This window comes from Nitrosospira sp. Is2 (assembly GCF_033095785.1).
In the GTDB taxonomy this organism is placed as follows: domain Bacteria; phylum Pseudomonadota; class Gammaproteobacteria; order Burkholderiales; family Nitrosomonadaceae; genus Nitrosospira.
This window is the reverse complement of the sequence record NZ_CP137134.1, coordinates 3,523,467-3,548,455: the sequence shown is the minus strand read 5'-3', so window position 1 is coordinate 3,548,455 and position 24,989 is coordinate 3,523,467. Positions and strand designations below refer to the sequence as shown.

The 24,989-nt window shown below is 57.1% G+C and carries 26 protein-coding genes and 1 pseudogene; 14 read left to right on the top strand and 13 right to left on the bottom strand.

The window, feature by feature from the left end; all coding sequences use genetic code 11:
• Positions 1-164 precede the first annotated feature (164 nt).
• Positions 165-1,547 (top strand): SLC13 family permease, encoded by a 1,383-nt coding sequence (locus tag R5L00_RS15595; protein ID WP_317652690.1) that lies wholly within the window; start codon positions 165-167, stop codon positions 1,545-1,547.
• A gap of 195 nt (positions 1,548-1,742) precedes the next feature.
• On the opposite strand, the gene R5L00_RS15590 is transcribed toward R5L00_RS15595, so the two are convergent.
• The 3 genes from R5L00_RS15590 to R5L00_RS15580 form a co-directional block, all read right to left on the bottom strand.
• Positions 1,743-2,174 carry an OsmC family protein gene (locus R5L00_RS15590; protein WP_411555626.1) on the bottom strand — a complete coding sequence of 144 codons (432 nt, stop codon included), beginning with the start codon at positions 2,172-2,174 and terminating at the stop codon, positions 1,743-1,745.
• Between the two features lie 285 nt (positions 2,175-2,459).
• Complete coding sequence (locus R5L00_RS15585; protein WP_107692937.1) at positions 2,460-2,726, bottom strand: hypothetical protein; 267 nt, start codon at positions 2,724-2,726, stop codon at positions 2,460-2,462.
• Positions 2,727-2,990: 264 nt separating this feature from the next.
• Positions 2,991-4,178 carry a DUF1624 domain-containing protein gene (locus R5L00_RS15580; protein ID WP_317652688.1) on the bottom strand — a complete coding sequence of 396 codons (1,188 nt, stop codon included), beginning with the start codon at positions 4,176-4,178 and terminating at the stop codon, positions 2,991-2,993.
• Between the two features lie 379 nt (positions 4,179-4,557).
• On the opposite strand from R5L00_RS15580, the gene R5L00_RS15575 reads away from it, so the two are divergent.
• On the top strand, positions 4,558-5,046 hold the full coding sequence (locus R5L00_RS15575) for a hypothetical protein (RefSeq protein ID WP_317652687.1): 489 nt from the start codon (positions 4,558-4,560) through the stop codon (positions 5,044-5,046).
• Between the two features lie 15 nt (positions 5,047-5,061).
• Here the strand turns inward: R5L00_RS15575 and R5L00_RS15570 are convergent.
• Together R5L00_RS15570 and R5L00_RS15565 are read right to left on the bottom strand one after the other, a co-directional pair.
• Positions 5,062-5,184 (bottom strand): annotated as a pseudogene (locus tag R5L00_RS15570) (hypothetical protein); the annotation flags it as partial.
• Positions 5,178-5,780 carry a hypothetical protein gene (locus R5L00_RS15565; protein ID WP_317654200.1) on the bottom strand — a complete coding sequence of 201 codons (603 nt, stop codon included), beginning with the start codon at positions 5,778-5,780 and terminating at the stop codon, positions 5,178-5,180. The gene R5L00_RS15565 and the pseudogene R5L00_RS15570, both read right to left, overlap by 7 nt.
• A 409-nt stretch (positions 5,781-6,189) precedes the next feature.
• On the opposite strand from R5L00_RS15565, the gene R5L00_RS15560 reads away from it, so the two are divergent.
• From R5L00_RS15560 to R5L00_RS15540, 5 genes are all read left to right on the top strand, one after another.
• Positions 6,190-6,969: a calcium-binding protein gene (locus tag R5L00_RS15560; RefSeq protein ID WP_317652686.1), complete on the top strand. Its 780-nt coding sequence runs from the start codon at positions 6,190-6,192 to the stop codon at positions 6,967-6,969.
• Positions 6,970-8,114: 1,145 nt separating this feature from the next.
• Positions 8,115-9,488: an MBOAT family O-acyltransferase gene (locus R5L00_RS15555; protein ID WP_317652685.1), complete on the top strand. Its 1,374-nt coding sequence runs from the start codon at positions 8,115-8,117 to the stop codon at positions 9,486-9,488.
• Between the two features lie 9 nt (positions 9,489-9,497).
• The gene (locus R5L00_RS15550; protein ID WP_317652684.1) at positions 9,498-11,048 is read left to right on the top strand and encodes an alginate O-acetyltransferase AlgX-related protein; all 1,551 of its coding nucleotides are present in this window, start codon (positions 9,498-9,500) and stop codon (positions 11,046-11,048) included.
• A gap of 297 nt (positions 11,049-11,345) precedes the next feature.
• Entirely contained in the window at positions 11,346-11,873 is a 528-nt protein-coding gene (locus R5L00_RS15545) for a DUF4142 domain-containing protein (RefSeq protein WP_317652683.1), read from the top strand.
• A gap of 195 nt (positions 11,874-12,068) precedes the next feature.
• A complete protein-coding gene (locus R5L00_RS15540) occupies positions 12,069-12,452 on the top strand; it encodes a glyoxalase superfamily protein (protein WP_317652682.1) in 384 nt (127 codons plus the stop codon).
• 64 nt (positions 12,453-12,516) lie between these two features.
• Here R5L00_RS15540 and R5L00_RS15535 read toward each other — a convergent pair whose 3' ends face one another.
• From R5L00_RS15535 to R5L00_RS15520, 4 genes are all read right to left on the bottom strand, one after another.
• Positions 12,517-12,750 carry a hypothetical protein gene (locus tag R5L00_RS15535; protein WP_258192548.1) on the bottom strand — a complete coding sequence of 78 codons (234 nt, stop codon included), beginning with the start codon at positions 12,748-12,750 and terminating at the stop codon, positions 12,517-12,519.
• Positions 12,751-13,090: 340 nt separating this feature from the next.
• Positions 13,091-13,417: a hypothetical protein gene (locus R5L00_RS15530; RefSeq protein ID WP_107692950.1), complete on the bottom strand. Its 327-nt coding sequence runs from the start codon at positions 13,415-13,417 to the stop codon at positions 13,091-13,093.
• A 127-nt stretch (positions 13,418-13,544) separates the two neighbouring features.
• Positions 13,545-13,784: a hypothetical protein gene (locus R5L00_RS15525; RefSeq protein ID WP_317652681.1), complete on the bottom strand. Its 240-nt coding sequence runs from the start codon at positions 13,782-13,784 to the stop codon at positions 13,545-13,547.
• Positions 13,785-13,969: 185 nt separating this feature from the next.
• Positions 13,970-14,506, bottom strand: a complete 537-nt coding sequence (locus R5L00_RS15520) for a helix-turn-helix transcriptional regulator (RefSeq protein WP_317652680.1) — start codon at positions 14,504-14,506, stop codon at positions 13,970-13,972.
• Between the two features lie 192 nt (positions 14,507-14,698).
• Between R5L00_RS15520 and R5L00_RS15515 the strand changes: the two genes are divergently transcribed.
• The 4 genes from R5L00_RS15515 (at position 14,699) to R5L00_RS15500 (ending at position 17,812) form a co-directional block, all read left to right on the top strand.
• Positions 14,699-15,754 carry a YdaU family protein gene (locus R5L00_RS15515; protein WP_317652679.1) on the top strand — a complete coding sequence of 352 codons (1,056 nt, stop codon included), beginning with the start codon at positions 14,699-14,701 and terminating at the stop codon, positions 15,752-15,754.
• Complete coding sequence (locus tag R5L00_RS15510; protein ID WP_317652678.1) at positions 15,744-16,424, top strand: DUF6475 domain-containing protein; 681 nt, start codon at positions 15,744-15,746, stop codon at positions 16,422-16,424. Before R5L00_RS15515 ends, R5L00_RS15510 begins: the two co-directional genes overlap by 11 nt.
• Positions 16,425-16,524: 100 nt before the next feature.
• A complete protein-coding gene (locus R5L00_RS15505; RefSeq protein ID WP_317652677.1) occupies positions 16,525-17,145 on the top strand; it encodes a hypothetical protein in 621 nt (206 codons plus the stop codon).
• Positions 17,146-17,290: 145 nt separating this feature from the next.
• Complete coding sequence (locus R5L00_RS15500) at positions 17,291-17,812, top strand: hypothetical protein (RefSeq protein WP_317652676.1); 522 nt, start codon at positions 17,291-17,293, stop codon at positions 17,810-17,812.
• Positions 17,813-17,955: 143 nt separating this feature from the next.
• Here R5L00_RS15500 and R5L00_RS15495 read toward each other — a convergent pair whose 3' ends face one another.
• Positions 17,956-19,077 (bottom strand): hypothetical protein, encoded by a 1,122-nt coding sequence (locus tag R5L00_RS15495; protein WP_317652675.1) that lies wholly within the window; start codon positions 19,075-19,077, stop codon positions 17,956-17,958.
• A gap of 453 nt (positions 19,078-19,530) precedes the next feature.
• Here R5L00_RS15495 and R5L00_RS15490 point away from each other — a divergent pair, with 453 nt between their 5' ends.
• Entirely contained in the window at positions 19,531-19,824 is a 294-nt protein-coding gene (locus R5L00_RS15490; protein ID WP_107692956.1) for an EexN family lipoprotein, read from the top strand.
• Between the two features lie 228 nt (positions 19,825-20,052).
• On the opposite strand, the gene R5L00_RS15485 is transcribed toward R5L00_RS15490, so the two are convergent.
• Complete coding sequence (locus R5L00_RS15485) at positions 20,053-20,679, bottom strand: PEP-CTERM sorting domain-containing protein (RefSeq protein ID WP_317652673.1); 627 nt, start codon at positions 20,677-20,679, stop codon at positions 20,053-20,055.
• 436 nt (positions 20,680-21,115) lie between these two features.
• Positions 21,116-21,745, bottom strand: a complete 630-nt coding sequence (locus R5L00_RS15480; protein ID WP_317652672.1) for a PEP-CTERM sorting domain-containing protein — start codon at positions 21,743-21,745, stop codon at positions 21,116-21,118.
• 409 nt (positions 21,746-22,154) lie between these two features.
• Here R5L00_RS15480 and R5L00_RS15475 point away from each other — a divergent pair, with 409 nt between their 5' ends.
• Positions 22,155-22,589 (top strand): GFA family protein, encoded by a 435-nt coding sequence (locus R5L00_RS15475; RefSeq protein WP_317652671.1) that lies wholly within the window; start codon positions 22,155-22,157, stop codon positions 22,587-22,589.
• Between the two features lie 46 nt (positions 22,590-22,635).
• Here R5L00_RS15475 and R5L00_RS15470 read toward each other — a convergent pair whose 3' ends face one another.
• Entirely contained in the window at positions 22,636-24,264 is a 1,629-nt protein-coding gene (locus R5L00_RS15470) for an NYN domain-containing protein (RefSeq protein ID WP_317652670.1), read from the bottom strand.
• Between the two features lie 294 nt (positions 24,265-24,558).
• On the opposite strand from R5L00_RS15470, the gene R5L00_RS15465 reads away from it, so the two are divergent.
• Positions 24,559-24,954: a surface-adhesin E family protein gene (locus R5L00_RS15465; RefSeq protein ID WP_317652669.1), complete on the top strand. Its 396-nt coding sequence runs from the start codon at positions 24,559-24,561 to the stop codon at positions 24,952-24,954.
• The last annotated feature ends 35 nt before the right edge of the window (positions 24,955-24,989 follow it).

Here is a 24,989-nt window from a genome sequence, read left to right as displayed (position 1 = left end):
TATTTTGCCAGTTTCCGGCCGGTAACGATTGCAGAGGAAAGCGCATGAGTCGGCCGTGGGGGGCGGGTGAATAGCAGAAGAAGCCATGCTAGCCCGGGTTTTCCTGTAAAGTTTCAAGCTGCGTTGTTCAGCTAACCCGGCCGCGGTCTCCCGCCCTCCAATCCATGCGCATCATAGCCATTCGCCGGTGGGCGCTTATTGCCGGCCCCCTTTTAGCGGCGAGCGCCGCCCTGGCAATGAGCCTTTCCGGTTGGGGAGCCGAAGCCTGTTGGACTGGCGCGGTTGCAGTTTTGTGCGTGGTATGGTGGATATTCGAACCCATACCCATTCCGGCCACCTCGATCATTCCATTGGCGGTTTTCCCGCTTGCCGGTGTCCTGCCCCAGGAAAAGATATCCGCCGCTTACGGCAACGAACTGATTCTGCTTCTGCTGGGGGGATTCATTATCTCTACCGCGATGGAACGCTCCGGCGCGCATCATCGCATTGCGTTGGGCATGGTGAACCTGGTGGGCGGCCACAGCAGCCGCCGCATCGTATTCGGTTTCATGATCGCCAGTGCTGCCTTGAGCATGTGGATATCCAACACGGCGACAGCGTTGATGATGCTGCCCATAGCACTTGCGGTGATTGCGCAGAGCCCGGACAGCAAACTGGCGGCGCCGTTGTTATTGTGCATCGCCTATGGATCGAGCATAGGCGGTCTGGGCACGCCGATCGGGACGCCGCCCAATCTCATCTTCATGCAACAGTATGCCCTGTTCACGGGTTCCGCAATCAGCTTCACCGAATGGATGAGCTGGGGTTTGCCAGTCGTACTGCTGTTCGTGCCACTGGCAGGGCTATGGCTAACGCGTAACCTGGATTACAAGGGCCAACTGGTTATTCCCCCTTGCGGGGCGTGGCGCCTGGAGGAGCGGCGGGTATTGATTGTGTTCGGGATTACCATACTTGCATGGGTGACGCGGCTTGAACCCTTTGGCGGCTGGAGCGGCTGGTTCAATCTCAAGGGCGCCAGTGACGCGATCGTTGCCCTGTCCGCAGTGGTAGTGATGTTTCTGGTTCCCGACGGGCGCGGTGGAAAGTTGCTCGACTGGAAGACGGCGGAACGGGTGCCCTGGGGAATTCTCATTCTTTTTGCGGCAGGAATTGCCATCGCCCAGGCGTTCGTCGAGTCCGGGCTGTCGAACTCCGTCGGCGCTCACCTGTCGGGTCTGGCGGGCCTGCATCCGTTGATCGTTATCGTGAGCATTTCGCTGATGGTCACTTTCCTGACCGAAACCACCAGCAATACCGCGACCACGGTCCTGCTGATGCCGATTCTCGCGCCGGCAGGTCTTGCAGCGGGCGTCGACCCCCGGTTATTGATGATACCTGCTGCAATGAGCGCAAGTTGCGCTTTCATGCTGCCGGTTGCGACGGCGCCCAATGCCGTCGTGTTCAGTACCGGAAAAGTACCCATTTCCACCATGGCGCGCGAAGGGCTGGCGCTTAATTTCATCGGGGCCGCGGTTATCACGCTTGTTTGCTATTTTCTCGTGGCGTAGCGTCTTCCCGGAAAGCGCGGCGATGAAAAGACAGGGCTGCGGGTCAGCGCGTCCGCGATTTGCGGCAGGGAATAAAGATGTGGAAAGACGGTTGAAAGGGTGTGTTGAAGGGGTGGTGAAAGCCCGAAGGGGAACCTGACATGCCTTGTCAGTTCCACCCCGGCAATCCCGCCAGTGCGGCGTATTCGTTGCGCGCTACTCCGCCAGCCTCGCATCCATCGTGATTTTGGCCTTCAGAAGCTTGGATACCGGGCAGCCCTCTTTTGCCCTGTTCGCGACTTCCTGGAATCTTTCCGCGCTCGCGACCCGTATTTTTGCGACTACACGCAGATGGCTGGCCGTTATCTCGAAGCCCTCGCCAATTTTCTCAAGCGTCACCTCGGCGTGGGTTTCGATCCGGTCCGGCGTGAGGCCGGCCTGGCCCAGCATCATGGAAAGGGCCATGGAAAAGCAGGCGGCATGCGCAGCCGCGATTAGCTCCTCCGGGTTTGTGCCTTTGCCATCTTCGAAGCGTGACTTGAACCCGTACGGTGCCTCTTTGAGCACCCCTGTCTCGGTGGAAATCGTGCCTTCACCTTCCTTGATGCTGCCCTTCCAGACTGCCCATGCCTTTTTGACTGTCATGATTTTTCCTTGAGTAGATGAGAGTGAGCGCGGGGAATGCTGCAAGACTACGGATTTGCCACCCGCATGTCTGTTCGCTTCCGAACGCAGGCACGCCGCCGCACGGGGCGAGGCGGGCCGGTCAAGCCGGTTGGGCGGGGTTTCAGGTGTCACGTCCGAAACCGAACGCTGCGGCCCGGCGATTACATGTCCGTCAGCTGTATTCGCGAGAGGTGCGACCCGGCTCAGGTTGCTCTGCGCTAGCTAACCCGCTTGGCTGATGGCAAAATCATCGGAACGGGCCGACTTTCAATAGATGGACAAGCTGCTGGGTGAAGCCGGTGACGATGCAGACTCGTGCGCGTGGTTGTCCATGTGTTCCAGGGCCCTGGACAGCGCATCCCTGAGCTCGCGCGCCTGCTCGGCCTGCATGACATACGGCCTGCCGGGGTCCGCCTCGGCAAGGTTCTGCTGTCCGTGCGACAAAAACGGAAAGCGGACAGAAAGCAGGCCATCAACCGGCTCGGATTTTATTTCCCATCCAGTTATGGGAAATTGAAAAAGATTGTTTTCCATAACAACTCCTGATTCCAAAAATTGCAAAAAAAGCCGCAAAAATAGTTTACCAAAGGAGGATGTTCAAACTTCGTTAGATACCGCACATATGAGGCGCCAAGCAGGTTTTTTTAAGCAAAAAGACCGTGTCTCAAAGGATCGGGCTCGAAAGGGATTGTTTGGAGCGACGGGCGCACGCTATGGTTTCAAGCATGGTGAGGTGCCCGCGGGGGCGATTGTAATCAAAAAGGATGAGGCGTGGCGGGCGGCAACTCAAGCGGAGGGCTATATGTAGGGTGTCCACCAGCTATCCTTATGGCGCGCCTTGACAGCAGCGAACCAGCGGCAAAGCGGGTAGAGCAGCAGGGTAACTGCGACCCAGAACAGGTAGACGGAGGGCAGGCTGAACCCCCACCAGGACGGGAAAGCATCGAAAGATGCCAGGAATGGTTCGATGTCCCGGTTCATGGCAAGGGCGAAAACGATCACCAGCCCGTGTATGACGTAGAGGTGCAGGAGGTAGAAGAAGAGCGGCACGCGTCCAAAAACGATAAGCAGGCGCGATAACAAGCCGTGCCGGGCTTGCCTGCGTTCGAATACCGCCAGCAGTATGAGCGTGGGTCCGAGCGTCATCAAGAGGAAGAGCAGGGAGGGGGGATATTTGCTGGTATTAAGAAAGGACAGCAGCGTGAACGAGGCCGTTGCCCGTGAGGCCCAGGGCGCCGGGTCCCCGTAGCCGTTATAGAGGCGCAAGAGGACGAAGGCGGTGATGATCGCCGTTCCCCCTGCAAGCAGCCATTGTTGTCTCCGGCCTGGCGGCATCAGCAGGATGGGCCCGAAAGCATACCCTGCCGCCATGACCCCGATCCATGGAATCAGCGGATACGAAATAGGGGAGTCGGGCACGTGGAGCACGTTCAGCAGCCATCCCTGCCATTGCAGCGAGCCGTCGAGGGCGCGGAAGCTGTCAAGCCGTAGGCCGTCCAGGAGGTTATGGCCCCCGATCATGCCGATACCGGTGCAGGCGATTGCCCATCGCGGGAGATAAACCAATGCGGCAAGCGCTACCATCGACCATCCCAGCGCCCAGATGACCCCCAATCCCAGCTGGCTGTAATCCAGGTTGAAATCCCATGCGAGGCGAACAGCCGTCACTTCCAGAAATACCAGCCACAGACCGCGGGTGAACAGCCGGCGGGCGAGCTGCGGGTGCGTGAGACCGCGCGTGGCAGAAAGAAAAGCGCTGGCCCCCGCCAGAAAGACAAAGGCGGGTGCACAAAAATGGGTTATCCAGCGGGTGAAAAACAGGGCTGCATCGGTGCGGGACAGATCGGTAGGAGAGAAGTCGGCTTCGGTAAAAAACCAGCGCACATGGTCGAGCGCCATCAGCACCATCACCAAGCCACGCAACAGGTCCACCGATACGATGTAGGGCGAGGGCGCCGAAGTATATGGAGAGTTTGTGGTCAACATGCGTGCCTTATTCCCTGTTTCATCCAGCGGTCGAATTAGTGTCGCTTCCGATACAGGGTTGCGGGCTGGGAGCGTCCTGCGGGGAGATGATACGGCTCACCGGCAGGTCGCGCCTCCAGTAATTCAGCGGATGCCGCTCAAAATTTATTGGGCGGATAGTACCTCAGTCCAATACCCAAGCCGCAGAATGGTTGTATCATAGGAAGTGGAGGAGAAGCTTTCCTCCACCAAGGGTATACCTACAAGAGGGAGCCCGGCCCGGCGGCAGTAATCCTGCCGCCGGGCTTCTCGGAGCCGATCAGATATCATCCCATCAGCCGCGTCCAGAAGGGAAAAACATGGTTTCCCAATCGCAAAGTAGCGACCATGGAAGCATGAAATGCATCAGTTCGTTACCGCTACCAAAGCGGCAGTTGCACAAGGTAACTGGTATGCAGCGCTTGCGATAGCGCTCACCATGCCTGACATCTGCGGCAGGATCGAGAGTCCATCAAAGAACCCGCGCGAACGTTTCGTCGATTGGTATGACAGGTTCTTGTTGAAGCGCTATCAGGCCAATATTGGCGCGAATCGAACGCTTCACACTTTCCTCAGCGGCCTGGATTGCTACGCCTTGCGGTGCGCTTTCTTGCACCAGGGCGAATTTGGAATCGACGATCAGCGCGCGCAGCAAGCGTTGGAAAGCTTTCACTTCACCATTCCGTCCCAAGGATCTTTCTTTCACGTGAACCAGTTCGACAACGTGCTCCAACTGCGAGTAGACCAGTTTTGCCTTGAGGTTAGCGAGGCAGTTGAGCAGTGGCTCGTAATTGTTGCTGGTGACAAGGACATTCAAGCGCGATTGGCCAAGCTGGCATCGATTGGGTGAGCAGTAGCTTCCGGCTTAACAACCAGATCGGCTAAACCGGACGGCACATCTTTCCGTGTGCAACGGGCGCTTACCACCTGTTTGACGTCGTGCGGCTCGCCATGAACCCAACAGGCCTAGGCCGGCGAGCATCATGGCATAGGTCGCCGGCTCGGGTACCGTGCCGGTAACGGCGACCTGTCCAGATTATTGATGTCATTCGCATACTGTAGAATGTTTCCGTTCGGAGGAATCGCTAACTTATCGAGATCGATTATGCCCATACCATTAGGACCGGTGGCAAAAGCATGGTCTTCACCTGAAGCCGCATCGTAGAAATATCCCACCGTCTGTCCCAGGTCGTTTACGTCAACGGCCTCGCTGGCTTTACCGATATCCGTGAGACCTGCGCCATTGGGCCCGGTGATGAAAGCATGAGTCTCGTTTGCGGTTGTCTGATAAGTCCCCACCACCTGCCCGGCGGAATTTATCGCGTAAGCGTTCAGCGTGCCAAGATCGGTCATTCCGATACCATTGGGGCCGGTGATGAAAGCACGTTGAGGGTGGAAGGGATCCGTCGTGAAAGATTGTCCCACCACCTGGCCGGCGTCATTGATGCCCTCGGCAGTAGTAGCAGGAGGAGTTCTACCCAGGTTGCCGAGTTTGATCAGCTCCTTGCTATTGGAATCCACAATCCATACGGTGAGGGAGAAGGGGGCCGCAGCCACGGGGGGCGGAGCGAAACTTAGCGCCATTATCACGACGGCGGCCAGGCCAAAGCGGCGGATTTCAGGGTAATAGCTCATTTTCATGGCGAGCTCTCTGGTGGAAAGAGCTGTTTGAGATGTCAGGCTGGATTCATTTTTATTCTAGTTGATGAATTGCGTTTGACAAGGCAACGAAATCGCGGCATCGGCTCTTCCGGATGGGTGCTACGGGACTAATCAAGCGTTGTTTCCTTCCAACCTTGCGACCGTACTTCACACGCGAAAACCTCGTCCAGGCTCGGCGAGGCAAGTGGTCTGCATGCAAGATGAATCGCGGGACGCTTGCTAACTGTGCGCGGTGTGCTAAAGATTAATAGAGCCGGCTGCGGGAGATGGTAATTCCAGTACCAGCTGGCGACGGCGTTCCTACCTGTTTAACCTGAAGAGGAGATCCATCATGGCCTTTTATTTTGGAGACGAATCAGCAAACACCGCATCACTCGGCAATGCCTCCGATTTCATGTTTGGTTTTGGAGGAAACGACAGGCTTTCGGGAAACGGCAGTAACGATGTCATCGACGGGGGCGATGGCAGCGACACCCTGGATGGTGGCGATGGTAACGACGTTCTGTCCGGCGATCACGGCGACGATACGCTATTGGGCGGAGCCGGTCATGATGGTCTCGACGGTGGAAGCGGTGATGATCGCCTCGATGGACAGGCAGGTAACGATATTTTGCTTGGACGTGGAGGAGCGGACAGAATTCTTGGGGGAGCGGGCGACGATATTATCCTGGGTGGCGAAGGCAACGACAAATTATGGGGAGAAGCTGGAGATGACAGGCTATACGGTGAAAGCGGCGACGACACCCTTAACGGCGGTAGCGGTACGGATACCCTGAATGGCGGGCGGGGAAATGATGTGTTCGATTATGACGCGCTGTCTGACAGCCCGGGATTCGAGGAAACCAGTCCGCTGGTGGTTCGCGACAATATTATCGGCTTCGATGGCAGGGGAGCCGCCTTGGGCGACCGCATCGATCTCTCGACCATTGACGCGAACCGGGAGGTGGCTGGCAACCAGGCATTCAACCTGAACCAGTTGACGTATAGCCAGGGGATACTGACGGCAACGGTGATCGGATTCGGGATTCCCGGTTCGCTTGATTTGCAGGTCCGTCTGGTTGGCAACCCGCCTCTGGACCTGGTCGGTCAAACGAATGACATCATCCTGTGACGGGGAGGCGGGTGGATGTCCCGGATGCCCGAGCGGCAAGCGCTTGTATAGAACAATCAGGTAATAAGGCCCGGCTCAAGGGTTCGACAGGCCGGGGCAGAATCCGGGGCCACGGGTGGCGGCTGCGCCGCCCCCACAAAAAAGATGCCGATGCCACCGCTGAGCGCAGGGTGAGCATCGGCGAATTGACTCGTTAGTTGGGTTCGTTATTTTGTAATCAGAAGAATTACTGCTTGGTAGCACTACTCAATTTCTTCGGTAGGTTAATCCCTGTGTCCGTCCTTTGACATGAAGAACCAGAGGGCGACTGCTCCGATACCTACCACGAGGATTGCCATTTCCATGATTACCTCCTTAAGGATTTAGATGCTCAAGAATATGACTACATTGATGACCAGTACAACGGTTGTACTACCAGGTTGATCAAAAACACGTCAAAAACACAAGACATCAGCGAGCCGAACTCCAAATGCCCGCATGAGTTCGACTTAGGCTGAAATAAAAAGTTCATGCGTGGAGCAAATATTTTTAAAAAAATTGAGGCGCAACAAGGTTGTCCCCAAACGGTTGTCGTCATTCTTCCAGCAGCGGCCGGTGGAGCGGGAGTGGAACAGGATGCCTGGTACGGGGCTGCGCCATCCGCCTTTACTGTTCGGCCGCAGTCATTTTCGAAGGCTTGCTGCTCCCGCGTTCGCGAGTGATCAGCCGCGTTCTGCCGCACTGCTGCTGCCTGGGGTATGCCTTGGGCATGCCTTAAGGGAACCTCGCGCGTGGCAGGACGGAAGGAAAACGCGTTGCGCGAGCGACGGGCTCATTGATCAAAGCCGCCCCACCAAGCAAAAAAATCAAACCTCGGGTACAATGCGGCGGTTCAGTATCAGCGGGGCGAGCCACCGCAGGCGGGATGCACGCATGTACATACACAATTCGCATCCCAAACTGCCCGCGTCATTCGACCTCAGAGAATTCAACCTCGAATAATCGCGCACCTGCGCCTATGACTCTCATGGGGCTCGTTATGGAAAACCCGCGGATAAATGATTTTTAGCTCGCCAAAATTCATCCTGCTGTTTCTGCCGATCGCCTTCCTGGGGTATTTCTACCTGAACAGGATTCGGCTTGTTCTCGCGGGCAAGGCCTGGCTGGTGGCGGTAAGCCTTTTTTTCTACGCTTACTGGAACATCGCCTACTTGCCGCTTCTCGTCGGTTCCATACTGTTCAACTTCGCGATCGGCACCGCCCTGGCGCCAAACCCGGACAAGCCCCCGCGATTCTCGCGCCGACTGGTCCTGGCCTTCGGAATCATCGGCAACCTTGGCCTGCTCGGGTATTTCAAGTATGCCGACTTTCTGATCGATAACATCAACGCTGCTTTTGATATCGGCGTTATTTCGCCTCACCTTCTGCTGCCGCTGGGCATCAGTTTCTTCACATTCACCCAGATAGCGTATCTGGTGGATAGTTATCGCGGCGAGGCCAGGGAATACGATTTCCTCAACTATGCGCTGTTCGTCACTTTTTTCCCGCACCTGATAGCCGGTCCGATCCTGCATCACGGCGAGATGATGTCGCAATTCAAGTCGCGCTGGACACTGGTCATGCGCTATCGGAACATCGCGCTTGGCCTGTTCATTTTCAGCATCGGCCTGTTCAAGAAGGTCGTGATCGCCGATACCTTCGCGGTGTGGGCAAACGCAGGATTCGAGGGCGGCGAAACGCTCGACTTTTTCAGCGCCTGGGGGACCAGCCTCTCCTACACGTTCCAGCTCTATTTCGATTTCAGCGGCTATTGCGATATGGCGATCGGGGCGGCGCTCCTGTTCAACATCTGGTTGCCGATCAATTTCAATTCTCCCTACCAGGCGCTCGACATCCAGGATTTCTGGCGCAGATGGCACATGACGCTCAGCCGCTACCTGCGCGACTACCTCTATATTCCGCTCGGCGGCAACCGTTGCTCGACGCCGCGCGTTTACCTGAACCTCATGGCTACCTTCATATTGGGCGGGCTCTGGCACGGCGCGAGCTGGATGTTTGTGCTGTGGGGGGCGTTTCACGGTGCTGCGCTGGTGATCCATCGCGCCTGGAGCGGGTTCGGCCTGCGCATGCCCAGGGCAATGGCGTGGCTGCTGACGTTCAATTTCATCAACCTCACCTGGATTTTTTTCCGTGCCGATACCCTTGAGAGTGCCTTGAGGATCATCCGCGGGATGGCGGACATCAACTCGGTCTTTAACCTGACGGCGTTGCATGTGCCTACCGATAGCCTGGTGTGGGGCGGATGGTTCTCGGATTACCTTCTGAGGTGGCTGCCCGCGGGCCTCGCCGCCAACATTCTCTGCTTCGTCGCCATTCTGCTGACGCTGGGGATCATAAGCCGGAAGAATTCGTTCGAGCTGATGGTCGACGTCAATGGCCAGGGAACCGCCAAATTTTCGGGCGCGCTGGTGCTGTTCTGCATCGCCATGTATTCGACCATGGTGACGACGAGCTCGATATTTCTTTACTTCAATTTCTAGGCGGTTGTCGTGATAAAGAAAAGGGTTTTTGTCTTTCTGGGGGTGGCCCTGCTCGCGCTGGCGATTGTTCCGCTTATCAATCTTTCCGCGTGGAATGGCCCAAAAAAGGAAGGGCAGGAATGGTGGAGCGACTCCGTGCTCTACAACTTCGACTTCGCTTCAGCGTTTCTGGGCCGTGTTTTTTATCCGCACGGGATATCAACCAACCCGACCCAGGTGTTCATTGGGAAAGACGACTGGCTTTACCTCGGGGAGCAGTACGAAAAAACGGTTACCTCAAGGCGTCATCAGCCTACGGCCCTGGATGCGGAGGCCGCCCAGCTTATCGCGAGCGCGACCAAATCCTGGGATCAGTGGCTGACCCTGAAGGGCGTCAGGATGTTCCGGGTCATGCTCGGTCCGGACAAAAATACCGTCTACCCTGAGTTCCTGCCCGACTGGGCGCAGCAGGCATCCAGGTCGTCAACCGACGCATTACTGGCGAATGACAGCAAGGGAATCTACGTTGACACCCGGAATGCGATGAGAACGGCAAAGTCGCGGTTTGCGGAATCCCTTTATTACAAGACGGATACGCACTGGAATAGCCTGGGTGCATGGGTGGCATTTCGCGCTTTCGAAGCGGAGATTGCACGCGCCGAGCCGGGATTGCGCCTGCTTTCCGATCATGAAGTGCGTATTACGAAGGTGAATGAGCGCCAGGGGGGCGACCTGGCGAAATTCCTGAGATTGAAGGAGACACTGCGTGATAGCGAGGTGGTGGTCGATATCGTCAGCGAGCGCCCGATCGAAATTGAGCAGTATGAGTTCGATACCGGCCGCCTGAAAAAGGCCGGCGGCAACCCTCAAATTCATACGGCACGGCAACCATTGCTGGTCAAGTCCAAACACGCCCTGAACGATAAAAAGGTTTTGTGGTTGCGCGATTCGTTTGGCACCGCGATGGCTCCCTTCATGGCGGCCACGTTCTCGGAAACGCTGCAGATTCATTATGAGTCCGCCGATACTGCCTCGCTTGCGCGGCTGGTGGACACATTCAAACCGGATTATGTCTTCGTTACCGTGGTTGAGAGGGCGGCCAGGAGAAAGCGGTTTGGAAGCCTCCCGCCACTCATTTTTTCCTCGGAAAAACCGAAGCGTTTCACCTCCGTGAGTCACGGACTCCCTACCGAAACGCATGACCTCATCAAGACCAGGAACAGGCAGGCATACCGCGTGGCGGGGGCTGATCCATATGTCACCTTTTCACTCGACCAGCCGGTTCGTGCTCGTGACGTGTCGCAACTGGTGCTGGACCTGAACTGCGGCGAAAAGAACGAGCCGGTTAAGGTCCAGGTATCCTGGCATTCCGCCGGCAGAGAGTTCAGCGAAGCCAACAGCGTCCGCTTCACCACGCAGCCGGGCATGACGGCGATTAATTTGACGCCGCTTTCCTCTTGGGCTCAGGCAGGTGCCGTCACCGATATTCGGGTCGATATCGATTCCGCTAGCGCCTGCCCCATCGTGGCCATCAGCAGCCTTGAGCTGGGTAAAGACGCCGGCGACCAGAGCGCCATATAGAAGCAGGCCCAAGGCCGGCTTCTGTTTGCCGCGCTCAGCGGCTTTCCTATCCCATTCCCCGTACTCCCACACACGTTACGTGCCTATCTATCGAGTATCAGGCTGCTTGCATGCGTTCTCCAATTGCTGCCGGCAGATTTGCGGGCGGCTTTTGCCGGCTTTTTTCAACTCATTTTTCAACTACTGCGTGAAAATTTACATGGGGCCTTCGATCGGCTACGCTTAGTGTACCGGTGTTCATGAATTTTCCATTTTCTGTTACCGGCAATGATCCCCCATCAATAATAAAGGATCCCCATGAAAAACCTATTCATGCTTGCGGTTGCCGTAGTCGCCCCGTCCTTTGCAGTTGCTGCCGAAACAAAAGCGCTGAACGATGCGGAGATCATTGGTCTCGTCCAGGCCATTAACCAGGCCGAGGTCGATTCCTGGAGGCTGGCCGACGCCACCTCGTCCAATGCGGACGTAAAGGCGTACAGCCGGCGGGTAGCCAAGGAACATTCTGAAGCCTATTCGTCGGTCCAGGACTGGGCAGCCAGGCATAATATAGTGCCGCAGAACAGCTCACTGAGCGATAGGGTGAAGGTAGTTGAAGAAGAACATCTTGAAAGCCTTGACCGGCGGCGGGGGATATTGTTTGATCTGGACTACGCAAGTCATGAGGTGGAGTTTCACCAGAAAATGCTGGACTTGTGGGATGAAAAACTGATCCCCCAGGCGCAGGACGAAGAATTGAAGCGTTTGTTGACCGACCTGCGCCCGGTTATTGCCCAGCATCTGGAAGATGCGAAGAAACTCAAGAGTTCGCTGGGGAGAAAGAAGTAGCAGCTGCCTATCGCCGGATTGCCACCAGGTAATCCGACCTGCATTGATCCGTAGCCTCCAAACGAAGAATTGAAGCGAAGCATTTACTGATTGGCATAAGGTCGGCCATTTGCCCGTCATCTCTAGGGCACGAAATTGCGGCGAGCCCGGCTAATGGCCATAATTTATATCCATGAATTCTGATTAAATCAACTCATGCGTTTGTCCCCCGCCATTCCCATCTTGCGCATCTTCTCGGAAGATAAAGCGAAGGAATTTTATCTGGATTTTCTTGGTTTCAAACTCGAATGGGAGCATCGGTTCGGAGACAATTTTCCGTTGTATGCGCGAATAAAGCGGTCTGAATTAATAATCGACTTAAGCGAGCACTACGGTGACGCCATCCCGGGCGCGACGATCTTTGTGCCAGTAGAAAATATCGATGTTCTCTGTTCCGAGCTCCGGGCGAAGCAGTACAGGTATGCGAAGCCAGCGATCGAACCGGTTCCATGGGGGCGGGTAATGGAAATTTCGGACCCATTCGGAAACCGGCTGCGATTTTCCGAAGCCGCGAAAAGTGATGTGACGGCCAATCCGTAACAGACAAAGGTCGAATTAGCGCAGGGTAACCCTGCAAAGATTACCCGTCCGTTCCTTCCGCTTGTTAATCGTTCGCCTCTTTCCACTTGGCTGCCGCGAGGCAGACCGCTTCGCGCAGAGTTGCACCGCTGGTTTTGATTTCATCGCAGTAGAGGGTGAAGCCGCCGCGGTATTGGGGGGTGGGGCGGTTGTAGACGGCCTGGTCGCAGTATTCGCTCAACCAGTCGAGTATTTCCGTATCCGAGAAATCCAGGGGGGCCGGACAGCGTTCTGTCCACGTTGATTGTGCCCAGGTCATCCACCTTCCGGCCCCGTTTCCCATTGCGACGTCCTTCTCTCCTTACTCCATGTTGCCCTTTAAACGGGCCGAGTTCCGCGCCAGGCACGGCCTGGACATTTCTTTGCGCCTTTCCCTTCCTGACCGCTTGTCTTTCCACGCCGCCGGGGACTTACTGGATCGAGGCTATGCCGGGTTGGGCTGCACATCGGTTTCGCGGATGCCGCCAACACCTGGACTGGATCAACCCGGTGTTTGCAGCATGGGGAGAGTCTACAAGTAAAACTTGTAATTGTCAATACAAAACTTGTACGGGGTGAAGGTTGCGATAGGTGAAAAATAGACGGTTGGCGTATCAACCTTACCGCATCGGCACTCGTACGAAAGGCACTTCGCCTTCCCGCTGATGTGTTCTTCCCGGGCCGTACTCCACGACCTGATCGTCTTTCAGGATAATGGAATAATCGACGACATCCCGGTACGAGCTGCTAAAGAGGGAGCGAGCGGCACGCCGGTCAACGTAGAATAATGCTTCATAATCGCCGCTGCGCTGGTAGCCGTCGGGATCTCCAGCGACATCGATCACCTCCGTCTTCGTCATCCCTGCGCGGACGCCGGCCATTTTGCCTGTCGTGGCGCATGAGGAAAGGACCAATATACTGAGCAGAGCCAAGATAGCAGGTTTCATAATGTACTCCCAAGGACATGAATTAAAATCTTGCCGAACGCGGAGGACTTCCGATGGGCGCCCCGTATTTTTTATAGGCGGCCCCCGGTTCAGCGCGGTTCAGCGGCTTATTCTGCTGGTTTGACTCTTACTCGCCCGGCGCACCCTGACATTCCAATTCTTTGATAAGTACTGCGACCTCGGCTATTTCGGCCAGCACTTCCTTTACCGCTCGTTCGAGGGAATACCGCCGGTTCTCCAATTCCCGCTGGTCTTCAGGAAAATCCAGGAGATATTTTTCCCGCTTGGCGCGCGCCTTTTCCGAAACGTGAAACGCAAACAGCATTTCCAGGCTGTCGTACGGCAATCGGTTCTCGGGAGATTTCATGTTAGCGAATCCCGCGGATGGTTCCAACGCCGCGTCCACGATCTGCTGCGCGGCAAGAACTGTGAAGTTTGCTATTCATATCAGACGTCACCCCTGATTATTAAAAACTTATAGGTAACCGGCCGGGCTAGGGCTGGCGCCTGTTGAATTTCCGGCGGTCCTCCACATGCCGACCAAACCGGCGTCTATCGGACTGCCGCCTTTCCTCGAGTCTTCGATCTCCCCTCGGGCATCCGACGCGGAGGAAAAGCTGGCGGTGGATGAGGGGCCATGTCGGGTACGGGCAATGGCTTTGCGTTTGCCTCAGCTTGCCCGCGAACTCCTTCAGCTACATTTTCGCCGATAAGCGCTTTGCTTATTGTCACCAGGCGGACAGCATCTTCCTTCGACATGCGCCGCATGGCTTCAACCACCTGGCTGATAAGCGGGTCGTTCTCCGCAAGGGGAGCCTCAGCCCCAGGCTCAGCGGTTGAATTCTCCTGCGTCCTGGCAACGGCCGCCGCCATCGCGCCTGACGGTTCGGCGGGTGCGCCGAAATGCGTGAGCGACGGAGGTAATTTCAGCACCTCTGCAATCTTGTTCAACCGTTTGCCGCGCGGCTGGGTAGCCCCCGATTCCCATTGCTGGACAGCCTGGGGGGAAACACCTACTAGCTCCGCCAACTGAGACTGGTTGAGATTGAGCTTCTCCCGCCCCTCGCGAATTATTTTCGCAATGTCCATACATCGATAATACAAGCAATGCTTGTGATTCGCTTACAAGAATCCCTTGACGAATACAAGTAATGCTTGTAATAATGGCCGAATTGGAAAGGCAAATACAGGGAAAGTTCCAACTCAGCGGTAAAAACGCAGTTTTGACTGGCGAAAAGGGGGTTTGACGCATAAAACCCCCAGATAACGGGAGTTCTCCTCATGAACTACTACGAACGATATTGCGGCGACTACCAGCGTGACACGGCGCACTTGTCCCTGGCTGAGCACGGTGCTTATACGATGTTGCTGGATACCTATTTTAGCGTAGAAAAGCCGCTGCCCAGCGATATGCCGAGCCTCTACCGCGTCTGCCGGGCGATGACGCGGCTTGAGCAGCAGGCCGTGAAGTCGGTGGCCGAGCAGTTTTTCCCGGTTTCTGCGGTTGATGGATTCCGACATAACCAGCGTGCAGACCGCGAAATAGCCAAGGCCCGGCCAAAGATCGAGGCAGCCCGAAATAATGGGCGCAAGGGCGGCCGTCCCCCCAGGCAATCGGCGCTTCAGCAAGAGACGGAAAACCCGACGGAACCCGGCGGGTTAGCCACAGGTTTCCGCGGCATAACCCCCAACACAACCTGCGACATAAGCGGCCACATAAGCACCGGGTCAACCTGGTGCGAACCCGGCGGCAAAGCTCACCAGCACCAGCACCAGCACCAGCGCCAACCCGGTCAAAACGCGCAGGGCGATACCGGGCGGGCTGTTCGCGCCGTTGTTCATGCCACGGGAGGGCAGCGGGGGGTAGCGGATGCCGCGCCTGATCCCGATTCCTGTCCTCATGAGCATGATTTCGCCGCTGCCGTTCCCCGGGAGACGAAAACCTGCGACCCGTCGCAACCGGGGATCGCCGGCGCGTGTTGCAAGGTGCTGATCCGGCTTGGGGTGCAAGGGTGTAATCCGCACCATCCCGTTTTACTTGCGCTATTAGATGCGGGCGCGGTGGAGGATGAGTTTGCGCAGGCCGCGAGAAACGCGGTTGCCAGGGGGAAAGCGAGCTTCGCTTATGTCCTTGGTACCGTAAAGCGGCAGCGGGAAGAGGCGGCAAAACTGGTCCTGCACCGTGGTCGGATGCCCAACATCCAGGAATTGCTTGAGTCGTCCAACCGCGCTGCGGCGGATGGGTGGGTACCGCCCGAACTGAGGCAGGCCGATGCGAGGGCGGATGTGAAAGCAGATGTGAAGGCGCATATAGAGGAGGCGCAGCATGGAAATTGATGACTTTCAGAAATTTCATGACGGAATTGCCGGGGTGATGAGCTTTTATGGCAAAAGCGTGTCGCGGTTCGCGCTGGACGTATGGTGGACCGCCCTCAGGGGGTTTGACCTGCAGGCGATCGTGGATGCATTCAATCGCCATCTGGCTAATCCCGACACCGGTCAGTTCGCGCCCAAGCCGGCCGACATAATCCGCATGTTGCAGGGTTCGACCCAGGACTCGGCCTTGCGCGCATGGGCCAAGGTGGACCAGGCGGTGCGCAGGGTGGGCACATATTGCGACGTGATATTCGACGATGGGCTGATTCATCGCGTCATCCAGGACATGGGCGGCTGGGTTTCCTTTGGGGCCAGAAGCGAGGACGAATGGCCGTTCGTGGCGAAGGAGTTCGAGAACCGTTATCGCGGCTTCAGTGCGCGCGGCGAGCGGCCGCCATATCCGGCCACGCTGATCGGTCTTGCAACAGCGCACAACAGCCGCAAGGGATACCCGCCGGAGACGCTGGTATTGATCGGGAATGAGCAATCCGCGCGTCAGGTGTTGCGCGGGGGAACCGACCAGCCGCCACTCGGATTGCATCGGATGCGTGCCGGTAGCGGTGACTGCATTAATGAAGCCTTTCGCATCGCCGGCGAAAGACGGGTGAGCGGGGGGCACGGCGCTGGCTAAGTCTGAGTAGAAGCCATCAACCGCAGGGGCCGGGAACTTGAACGACGGCAGAGCAACAGGGAAGCCTGAAAAACCGCGAAAGCGACAAAAGGAGGGCGCAGTGAAGACATTCGGGTTAACAGCAATCGCAGCAATAGCAGTGATGGCGTTAGGGGCGCATGCCGAGGCTGGTGCGCAGGCGCCCCTGGCCGCTGGGCTAACGGCAGAGCTTGATTCGCATAGCGTTGCACAGGCGGCGGCGTCGTCAACGGCGTCTGTTGTTTCGGATCAGGCGCAGAACCAGAGGCAAAGCCAGATCCAGTCCCAGACCTCGGTGTCCAGCGGGATGGGTGGGGAGGGCGGGTCCGCGCACAACGCGGGCAACAGCCAGATCATGAATGTAGGCGGCGTGGGCGGCTATGGCGCGCGCAACAATCCCAACATCGGGCTCGGGTTGATGGTCCCGACCGCGCCGTGCCGCGACACATACTCGGTTGCGGCCTCGGCGGCAGGCATGGGCGGGGCGCTGGGCTGGTCGAAAGCCGACCGTGAATGCCGCTGGCAGGATATCGGCGCGGCTTTCATGCGCGCCGGTTTTATCGATGATGGGCTCGCCATGTGGTGCGCCATCGAAGGTGTCGAAGAGATCGCTCCGACCTGCCAGCGGCTGAAAGCGGCCAGGGAGCTCAACGCGCGTTCCGCCCAAATACGCGACCGGAATCTCGATGCGCCGGAGCAATAAATGGTGAGGGATGTAACAGCGGAACCCCCGATAAGCCGGAGAACACAGCCTGCAACTCGAGCGCCGGGAAGCACGAAAGCACGGAAGACACATGGAAGGCACATGGAAGAAATCAAGGGTCATATCAACCAAGGGGAATCTGATCATGAAATTCAACAATCCGCGGCATGCCCTGAGATGGGCGTATGAAACCATCAATACTCCGATCATCAAAATTTCCTCTGTCAACGCGATGCGCGGGCCGGACGGGGCAGGGGGTGTCCCGGAGGGGGAGCTGACCCCGTATGACCGGCATGCCCAGGCCGCGTTGATTGTGAGCCTGTGCGAACGCGCGCTCCCGGCAGTGTATATGGCGTACATAAGGGTCCAGTTCGGTCGCGAAGCAGGGGGGTTCCATTTGCTGGCGCGTCATCTGGCGGCAAATTTTGGCACCGGACTGCACAGCCGCCGGGGGATCGAACAGATCATTCGCGCTTATTGCGGCGAAAAAATAGGGTTGCGCGAAATAAGAAAATGCATGGCCTGCGGAACGCTCAAGGCGGCTGCGCTGCGCAACGGCGGATATGACGCGCTCGATCTGATTCATGTGCAAACCATGGATATCCTGGAGAGGGAAATGCACAGCCGGGGCCTGTTGCGAACAGCCGACGCGCTCGAAAGGGCATAAGTTGCCCGATTGCCGCGTTTGGCTTCGCTGACGGGCTTAACAATCCTTAAAAGGCATGCGCGCACATAGGCGCGGAGGAAGCTGGAAGCAGCCTGTACTGCTTCCGATGGCCTCAGAGTCCAGTGCAAGACAGGGAAGAGCCGTCAGGAAGCCCTTATCTTGATGGAGGGTCGCGCCGACGCAAACGCTACAAGCAAGGCGAGGCCACCCATGAACAGTGCGTAGGTTTCAGGTTCGGGAATGGGGGTCAGCAGGAACGCATGATTTTCGCCCGAGATGGCGTTGTGTGCGTCCCCGACAATCCAGCCGGTGCTATTGATATCGTATGCCCGCTCCAGTACCCAACCGGCCTGCGCGGTGCTGGCACTGAGAAAGCTGTTGAGGTCGACTGCTGTTGTGTTATCCCACAGCGTAGCGTGGGCAACGCCACTGGAGGTCTCGGCCCATCCAACAGCCAGGCCGGCATCGTTAAGCGCGCGAGCCTCGCTAAGATTTCCGCCCAGAGTGCCAAGGTCGGTAGCGCTGGTGCCATTCCATAAGGTGGCGTGATAGGCGGAATCGCCGGAGAGATATGCGTATCCGGCCAACTGACTGTCATTGTTGATATCGTTAGCGATGCTGCTACGACCACCGAGCGTGCCCAGATCCGTCGCTTCGGTGCCATTCCACACGGTGGCGCGTTTGGTGGTTTCGTCTTCGAGATAGGAATCCCCCGCGACCTGGCCAGCGTTGTTGATCGCACGAGCCTGGCTGGATTGCCCGCCAAGCGAACCCAGGTCAGTCGGCGTAGTGCCGTTCCAGACCGTGGCCTGCCGGCCCGTGGCAGAGGTAAAGACAGCGCCTGCCACTTGACCCGCGTCATTGATGGCCTGGGCCTCGCCATGCTCTGGCCGCTGGGGCTGCAGATCGGTGGCGGTGGTGTCATTCCACAAGGTTGCGTGTTGTCTATGGTTGGCAGTTTCCGAATATCCCACAATCTGGCCGGCGCTATTAATCCCAAGGGCAGAGCTGAAGCTCCCGCCCAGCGTGCCCAGGCCGGTCACTTTCGTGCCATCCCAGGACACAGCGTCGTAAGCGGTTTCGTCAGGAAACAAGGCATATCCTGCGATCTTGCCGGTATCGTTGATGGCGCGGGCATAACTTTGGGTGGTTTCCGTGCCCAGGTCGGCAAAGGTATAGAACGTGGCTGCCTGGCTTGCGGTGGCTGCCAGAGCACCCGCAGTGAACAAAACAAGACTGGATAGTTTAGGGCCCATTATTTTCATTATTTTGCCTCTTGAGAAGGTTAAAAAAATTAGTTAGGAATTGGGTCAGGAAAAGTTCCGATTGAAATATCTGTGAACTGATGGCTGGTGTCCCGAATGTTGAGCCGCATGCTCCTGATGCAGTTTTGTTCCTGAAGTTGTTTTTTTACGCAAAAAGCGAGCCCCGCAATTCGTATGCATCTCGGCATGCTATTCGAGCGTACTCCGCGCTGATGCGCTTCAGCAATAGTCCAATCAGTCTATTCCTTCGCCATACTCATTCATTGCTCATTCATTGTCTGCACATTGTCTGAATAAGCTGTGCCGACCCCCGGCCTGCGCAGTCTGGGTTAGTCAGCGCACAGAGCGATGTGTTTTGCCGTGCAATGCTTGGAAGGGTCACAACAAGAAAGCAATGACGGAAGATTAAATCCTCCGTCAATCCAGAATCCTGATGCATTGCTGAGGTGAGCCATGAAGCAGAAAGCGTTCATTGTTTCGGCTGCGGCAAGTGCGCTGTTGCTGTCAGCGCTGGCAGGCTGCGAAAGCCAGCCCAAAGAGGAAGTCCGGCCGGTGGAATGGTACCTGAAGAACGAGTCGGACCGCGCTGCGAAGCTGATAGAGTGCCAATCCAAACCGGGGACAATTGATGCGACCCCCAACTGCGTCAATGCCAGCCGTGCCGAAAACGAGGCAACGGCACGGGCAAAGTGGGTCACGAACAGCGAAGGGATCAGGACCGAGCCGCCAGTTCCGGTTTATCCCTGATCCCGACAATTCCCGCGCGCCTGGATCGAGAAGCCGCAGGCGGGCCGGGTTTTTACGGGCTCAAGGAATTTCCGGGACATGAGGTCAACCGGTGGCGCTAACAAAGGGGTTGAGCCCCGGCACATACTATCCGTGCTTGGAAACAAAAGGCTACAAGGCGCGGCTCAACTGCATTCCCCGGCGTTTCCCATCAGCTCGGCGCCCTGTAGCTCATCAGCATCTCTCTACTTAAGCAGTCCCCGCCTTGCGCCTGCGCGCAACGAGCCCCATCATCGCCAATCCCGCCAGTATCATGGTGTAGGTTTCGGGTTCAGGGACATTCGACACCGGTCCCGGAACAGAAGACACCGATACGTTATCGAGAAAAGCCCCCCTGTTGTCCCCGCCAGCGTTCAGGTAGCTCAGGCTATAAGAGCCATCGCTGCCTGGGGTGAAATTTAAGGTAAAAGTCGAGAATGGGTCGGTACTGTTGAGCAGGTACGAGGCAGTGGTGCTGCCGAAGCTGACCTGTACCGTGTCGGTATGGATCCCGCGCTGGCTGCCGCTCAGATCAAAAGAAAGAAGGTAGGTTGTACCCCCAGTCAGGTTGACGTTGTTCAGGAACAGGCCGCTGGCGAAACTGCTGCCATCCAGATCCACGTAGCTTCCATTGCCCGGAAGAACATCATAGCCCCCTCCAGCGCCGTGCAGGTCAACGGTGCCGCCCGTTATCGTCCAACCACTTATACCAGGTGGAACCCAATTAAGCTGATCCGGTACATAGCTATCGAAATTATCCGAAAAGATGGTCGCCGCATGGGTAAGGGAGGGTCCGAGAAGAAGTGCAGCAACTACGGCAAGATTCTTGAATTTCATTTGTGACTCCTTTTATTGTTATGGCAGAGTTACATAAAGCAATATGCGTGCCTTTATATTTAGTACCGCTGAATCAGCATGTTGAAGGAGCGTGCGACTTCCCCTGCGCCATCAGGGCGGGCAAATTGAAAGATACCTCGACAAATCCGGCGAGGCATGAGGGCGGAAGTGGAATGACAAGCTGGTGCGGGACGCCGGGCGAAGGAAGGGGGGCGGAACTTCTGGCATGTTCGCACCGGGCCCAGGCGACCGGGGCAGGGGGCAGGGGGACGCCAACTTGATATTGAGCGGACCCGCTTGTGCTGAATCCGGGACGGAAGATGGATGAATCCCGCGGCTTGCTACCGCAGCCGCGCTGGCTGGAGTCTCGGGGGGGTGGGCGTGCTATTGTGTCAGGTACTCCGGGCCTTTAACAGGGGGCAGTGGAGTGTCGACCTCAGGCCCCGGAGGGTTGGATACGCCGGGTTTTGCAGTTTTTAAGGCGCACCCAGCAACCCAGTACCCCTAACCCGGCGAGCAGCATGGCGGAAGTCGCCGGTTCAGGGACGGCAGTCACTGATACGTTATCGAGAAACAGCCCTCTATTGTCCCCGCTGACATCCAGGTAGCTAAAGCTGTAAGTGCCATTGGTGGCCGGGGTGAAGCTCAAGGTATAGGTCGAAAAGGCGTCCATGCTGTCGAGCATGTAGGATGCGGTCGCGCTGCCGAAACCGACGTGCACCGTGTCGGCCAGGGTGCCGCGATGGCTGCCGGCAAGGTCAAATGAAAGCAGATAGGTCGTGCCTCCGACCAGGTTGACATGGTTTGAAAACAGGCCGCTGACAAAACTGCTCCCATCCAGATCGACGTAACTTCCGTTGCCGGGAAGAAAGTCGTAGTTGCCACCCGCCCCATTCAAATCGACAGTGCCGTCCGTTACGCTCCAGCCACTCGATACGGGGGGCGACCAATTGAATTGATCGGGCACGTAGTTATTAAAATCATCGGAAAATACCTGGGATGCGGCATGCGTAAGCGAGCAACCCAGAAGAATCGGGGTGAGGGCCACAATGTTCTTTAATATCATATTGAGATTCGCTCCCTGGTGAGTATGATTGCGGTGAGGCGGCGGCAATACGAATGAGACTGCGGATGTGAATGCGAACGAGAATGCGGATGCGGATGCGACCTGTAGATGCCGTTTAAGGAAATACCGCGTTCCCTGCCAGCAAATTGGAGTCCCGGAGAAAGAAAACGGTGAAAAGAGAAGGTCAGGAAGCAGGTTCCTCGATGTGGTTGAAGCGATACGAAGAGGTGGCATATAAATCGTCGCGTCAGGCCATTCGCTTCAGCAGCTTCTGTTATTGTTTACGGCGGCGAACGTCATTGCTTTAACGCAAGAACGTCATTTTTCCTGGATTCTCATCTTCAGATCGAAAAGGACCGCAGAGCAAGATAGCCGCTTGCGTCGCACCATCACCTCAGGAGATGCATATATGAATGACGAAAAAACCTACAAGGGCAGCTGTTTTTGCGGTGCGGTTCAGTTCACGGTCAGCGGGGAGCCAGATGGAATGGGTTACTGTCACTGCGAGTCCTGCCGGCACTGGTCCGCGGGGCCCGTGAATGCCTTCACGTTGTGGAAAACCGAAGCGTTGCAGGTTACGCAGGGGGCGGAAAACACCGGTACCTACAGCAAGACGCCGAATAGTTATCGCAAGTGGTGCAAAACCTGCGGCGGCCACATCTTCACCGAGCATCCAGGCCTGGGGCTTGTGGATGTGTATGCGGCTGTCATCCCGGGCTTTCCGTATCGCCCTGGTGTCCACGTGCACTACCAGGAGACCGTGCTGCCAATCAGGGACGGGCTACCGAAGATGAAGGACCTCCCAGGGGAGATGGGAGGCTCGGGTATCAGCATGGCGGAATAATACCGCCAGCTGTTGGTTTCATGACTGACGGTCCCGTTCCTAGCTCCTAGCCGGTCCCGTCCGCTGTCGTTTCTGTTTTGCGCGGGCGCCGGCTGCGCGTCGCCGTCTTCGGTTTTGTCGGGGCCATTGTTTCCAGTGGCGCGGTGGAGGTCGCGATCGAGGACGAGGCGGGGGACGAAGCTTCGGGCGTGGCCTGGACCGTTGTTTCCCTGGAGGCTGGATCCACACGGGCGGCCTCTGCCTTCCTGCCCCTTAACTTCCGGCCATCATGTCGGCGCCGACGTGTTTCGTGCCTTCCGATGGTCTCCTCAATCGTCGGCGTGGCAACCGGGACCGCGGTATCCTCGGGCGCGGCCTCCGCTCCCACTGCTGCTGCCTCGGGCTCTACCTGTGCAATTTGCGCACTCTGGGGGACCTGGGGTAAGGCGGCCTCTGCCTTCCTGTCCCTCAGCTTGCGGCCATCGCGCCGGCGTCGGCGCGTTTCGTTTTTTCCGATCGTCTCCTCAATCGTTGCCGTGGCAACCGGGACCGCGGTGTCCTCGGGCGCCGGGTCCGCTCCCGCTGCTGCCGCCTGGGACTCGATCTGCTCAGTCTGCGCGACCGGTGCAACCTGGGGGACGTGGGCTGAGGCGGTTTCTGCCTTCCTGTCCCTCGGTATGCGACTGCCACCCCGGCGCGGGCGCGTTTCATGTCTTGCGGGGGTATCCTCGGCTGCTGCCGGTGCCGTAACCTCGGGAGCGGCTATGGTAGCAGCCTCAGGCTCGCGGCTCGGCCCCAGTTCGTTCCCTACGGGCGCCGTTTCCGGCCCGTGAGCTGTTTCCGGCTCGGCCGCTGTTTCACGGTCGACCATTTCGCCGCTGCCGCGATAGACATACGTGCCGGACTTCTCGTCACGGCCCAGTTCGAGCAGGCCACGCGCCTGCGCCTCCTCGAGCAGGTTGCCAAAGGCGCGGAAGCCAAAATAAGTCTCATTGAAGTCCGGTTTACGGCGCTTGATCGCCTGCTTCAGCGTGGACGCCCATATCTTGCCGCTATCGCCCCGCTCCGATACCAGCGCATCGAAGGTCTGCACAGCGAGATTAATTGCCTTGCTCTTTCGCGCTTCCAGTTCTTCTCTAGGAAGCTTCTCCGCGTCGGGCTGGCGCCTGGCCGAGGGCTGCGTTTCCTTGCTGTCGCGCTTGGCCGCAGCGCGCTGGATTTCGCGCACGAGATCGTCGTAAAAAATGAATTCGTCGCAGTTGGCGATCAGCAGGTCGGAGGTTGATTGCTTGACGCCTACCCCGATTACCTGCTTGGCATTCTCGCGGAGCTTGGAAACCAGCGGCGAAAAATCGGAGTCGCCGCTGATAATGACAAACGTATTGACATGGGATTTGGTGTAACAAAGGTCAAGCGCATCGACAACCAGGCGGATGTCCGCTGAGTTCTTGCCGGATTGACGCACGTGAGGAATTTCGATCAGCTCGAAATTGGCCTCGTGCATCGTCGCCTTGAATGTCTTGTATCGATCCCAGTCGCAATACGCTTTCTTGACGACAATACTGCCCTTGAGCAGGAGGCGTTCAAGTACGGGCTCGATGTCGAACTTCTCATACTTCGCGTCGCGCACGCCCAGCGCGACATTTTCGAAGTCGCAGAATACGGCCATGCTGATGTTTTCGTGGTGTGCAGCCATAAAGTGTTTTACTCTCCAATATGCGCCCGCTCGCTGAATAGAGCGGCGAGCAGGTTCGCGACATGATAGTACAGGTATAGTGCGATCCGGGACATAGTACAACCCCGAAATGCGGCCAAATATGCGGTTATTCGGGCGGTTTATTTTTATTGTCGGCGTGAGCTTACGAACCAGTACGGGTCTGCTATGGTTAATGCAGGGTCCGTGGTTCCGTGATGCGGGGGGGTGGAGGCGGCTGTCCCCTCGATCACAACGGCTTAATCAGGGGCGGAACACTTATTTGGGGGAATGATCATGCGGACAGGTATTCTGGTTCTGGCCATGGCGATCTTTTCTGGTTCTGCGTGGTCTGCGGAATGGACATTGGTCAAGGACAATGCGAAATCAGGCGAAAAAACATATATAGATAAAAGCAACGTCGTGAGGATAGGACCGTTGGCTCAGATGTCGTCGCTGACCAATTATCAGCGCCCCAAGGGCGTGGCCGGCAGGAAACACCTGTCGGAAAAGGCCTTGGTCGAGTTTGACTGCGAAAACCGCGAATTCCGAAAACTGGAATTCTACTGGTATTCGCTCCATGACGGAGAGGGTGAGCTAATTTATTCCTACAAAGACCTGGGTACCAAGCTGCCAGTTGCCCCGAAGTCTGCCGACGAGGCTGCATGGAAGATCGCTTGCGAAAAGAAATAAATTTGCGCTAATCTTTCAGCTGCGCGCCCCGCGCT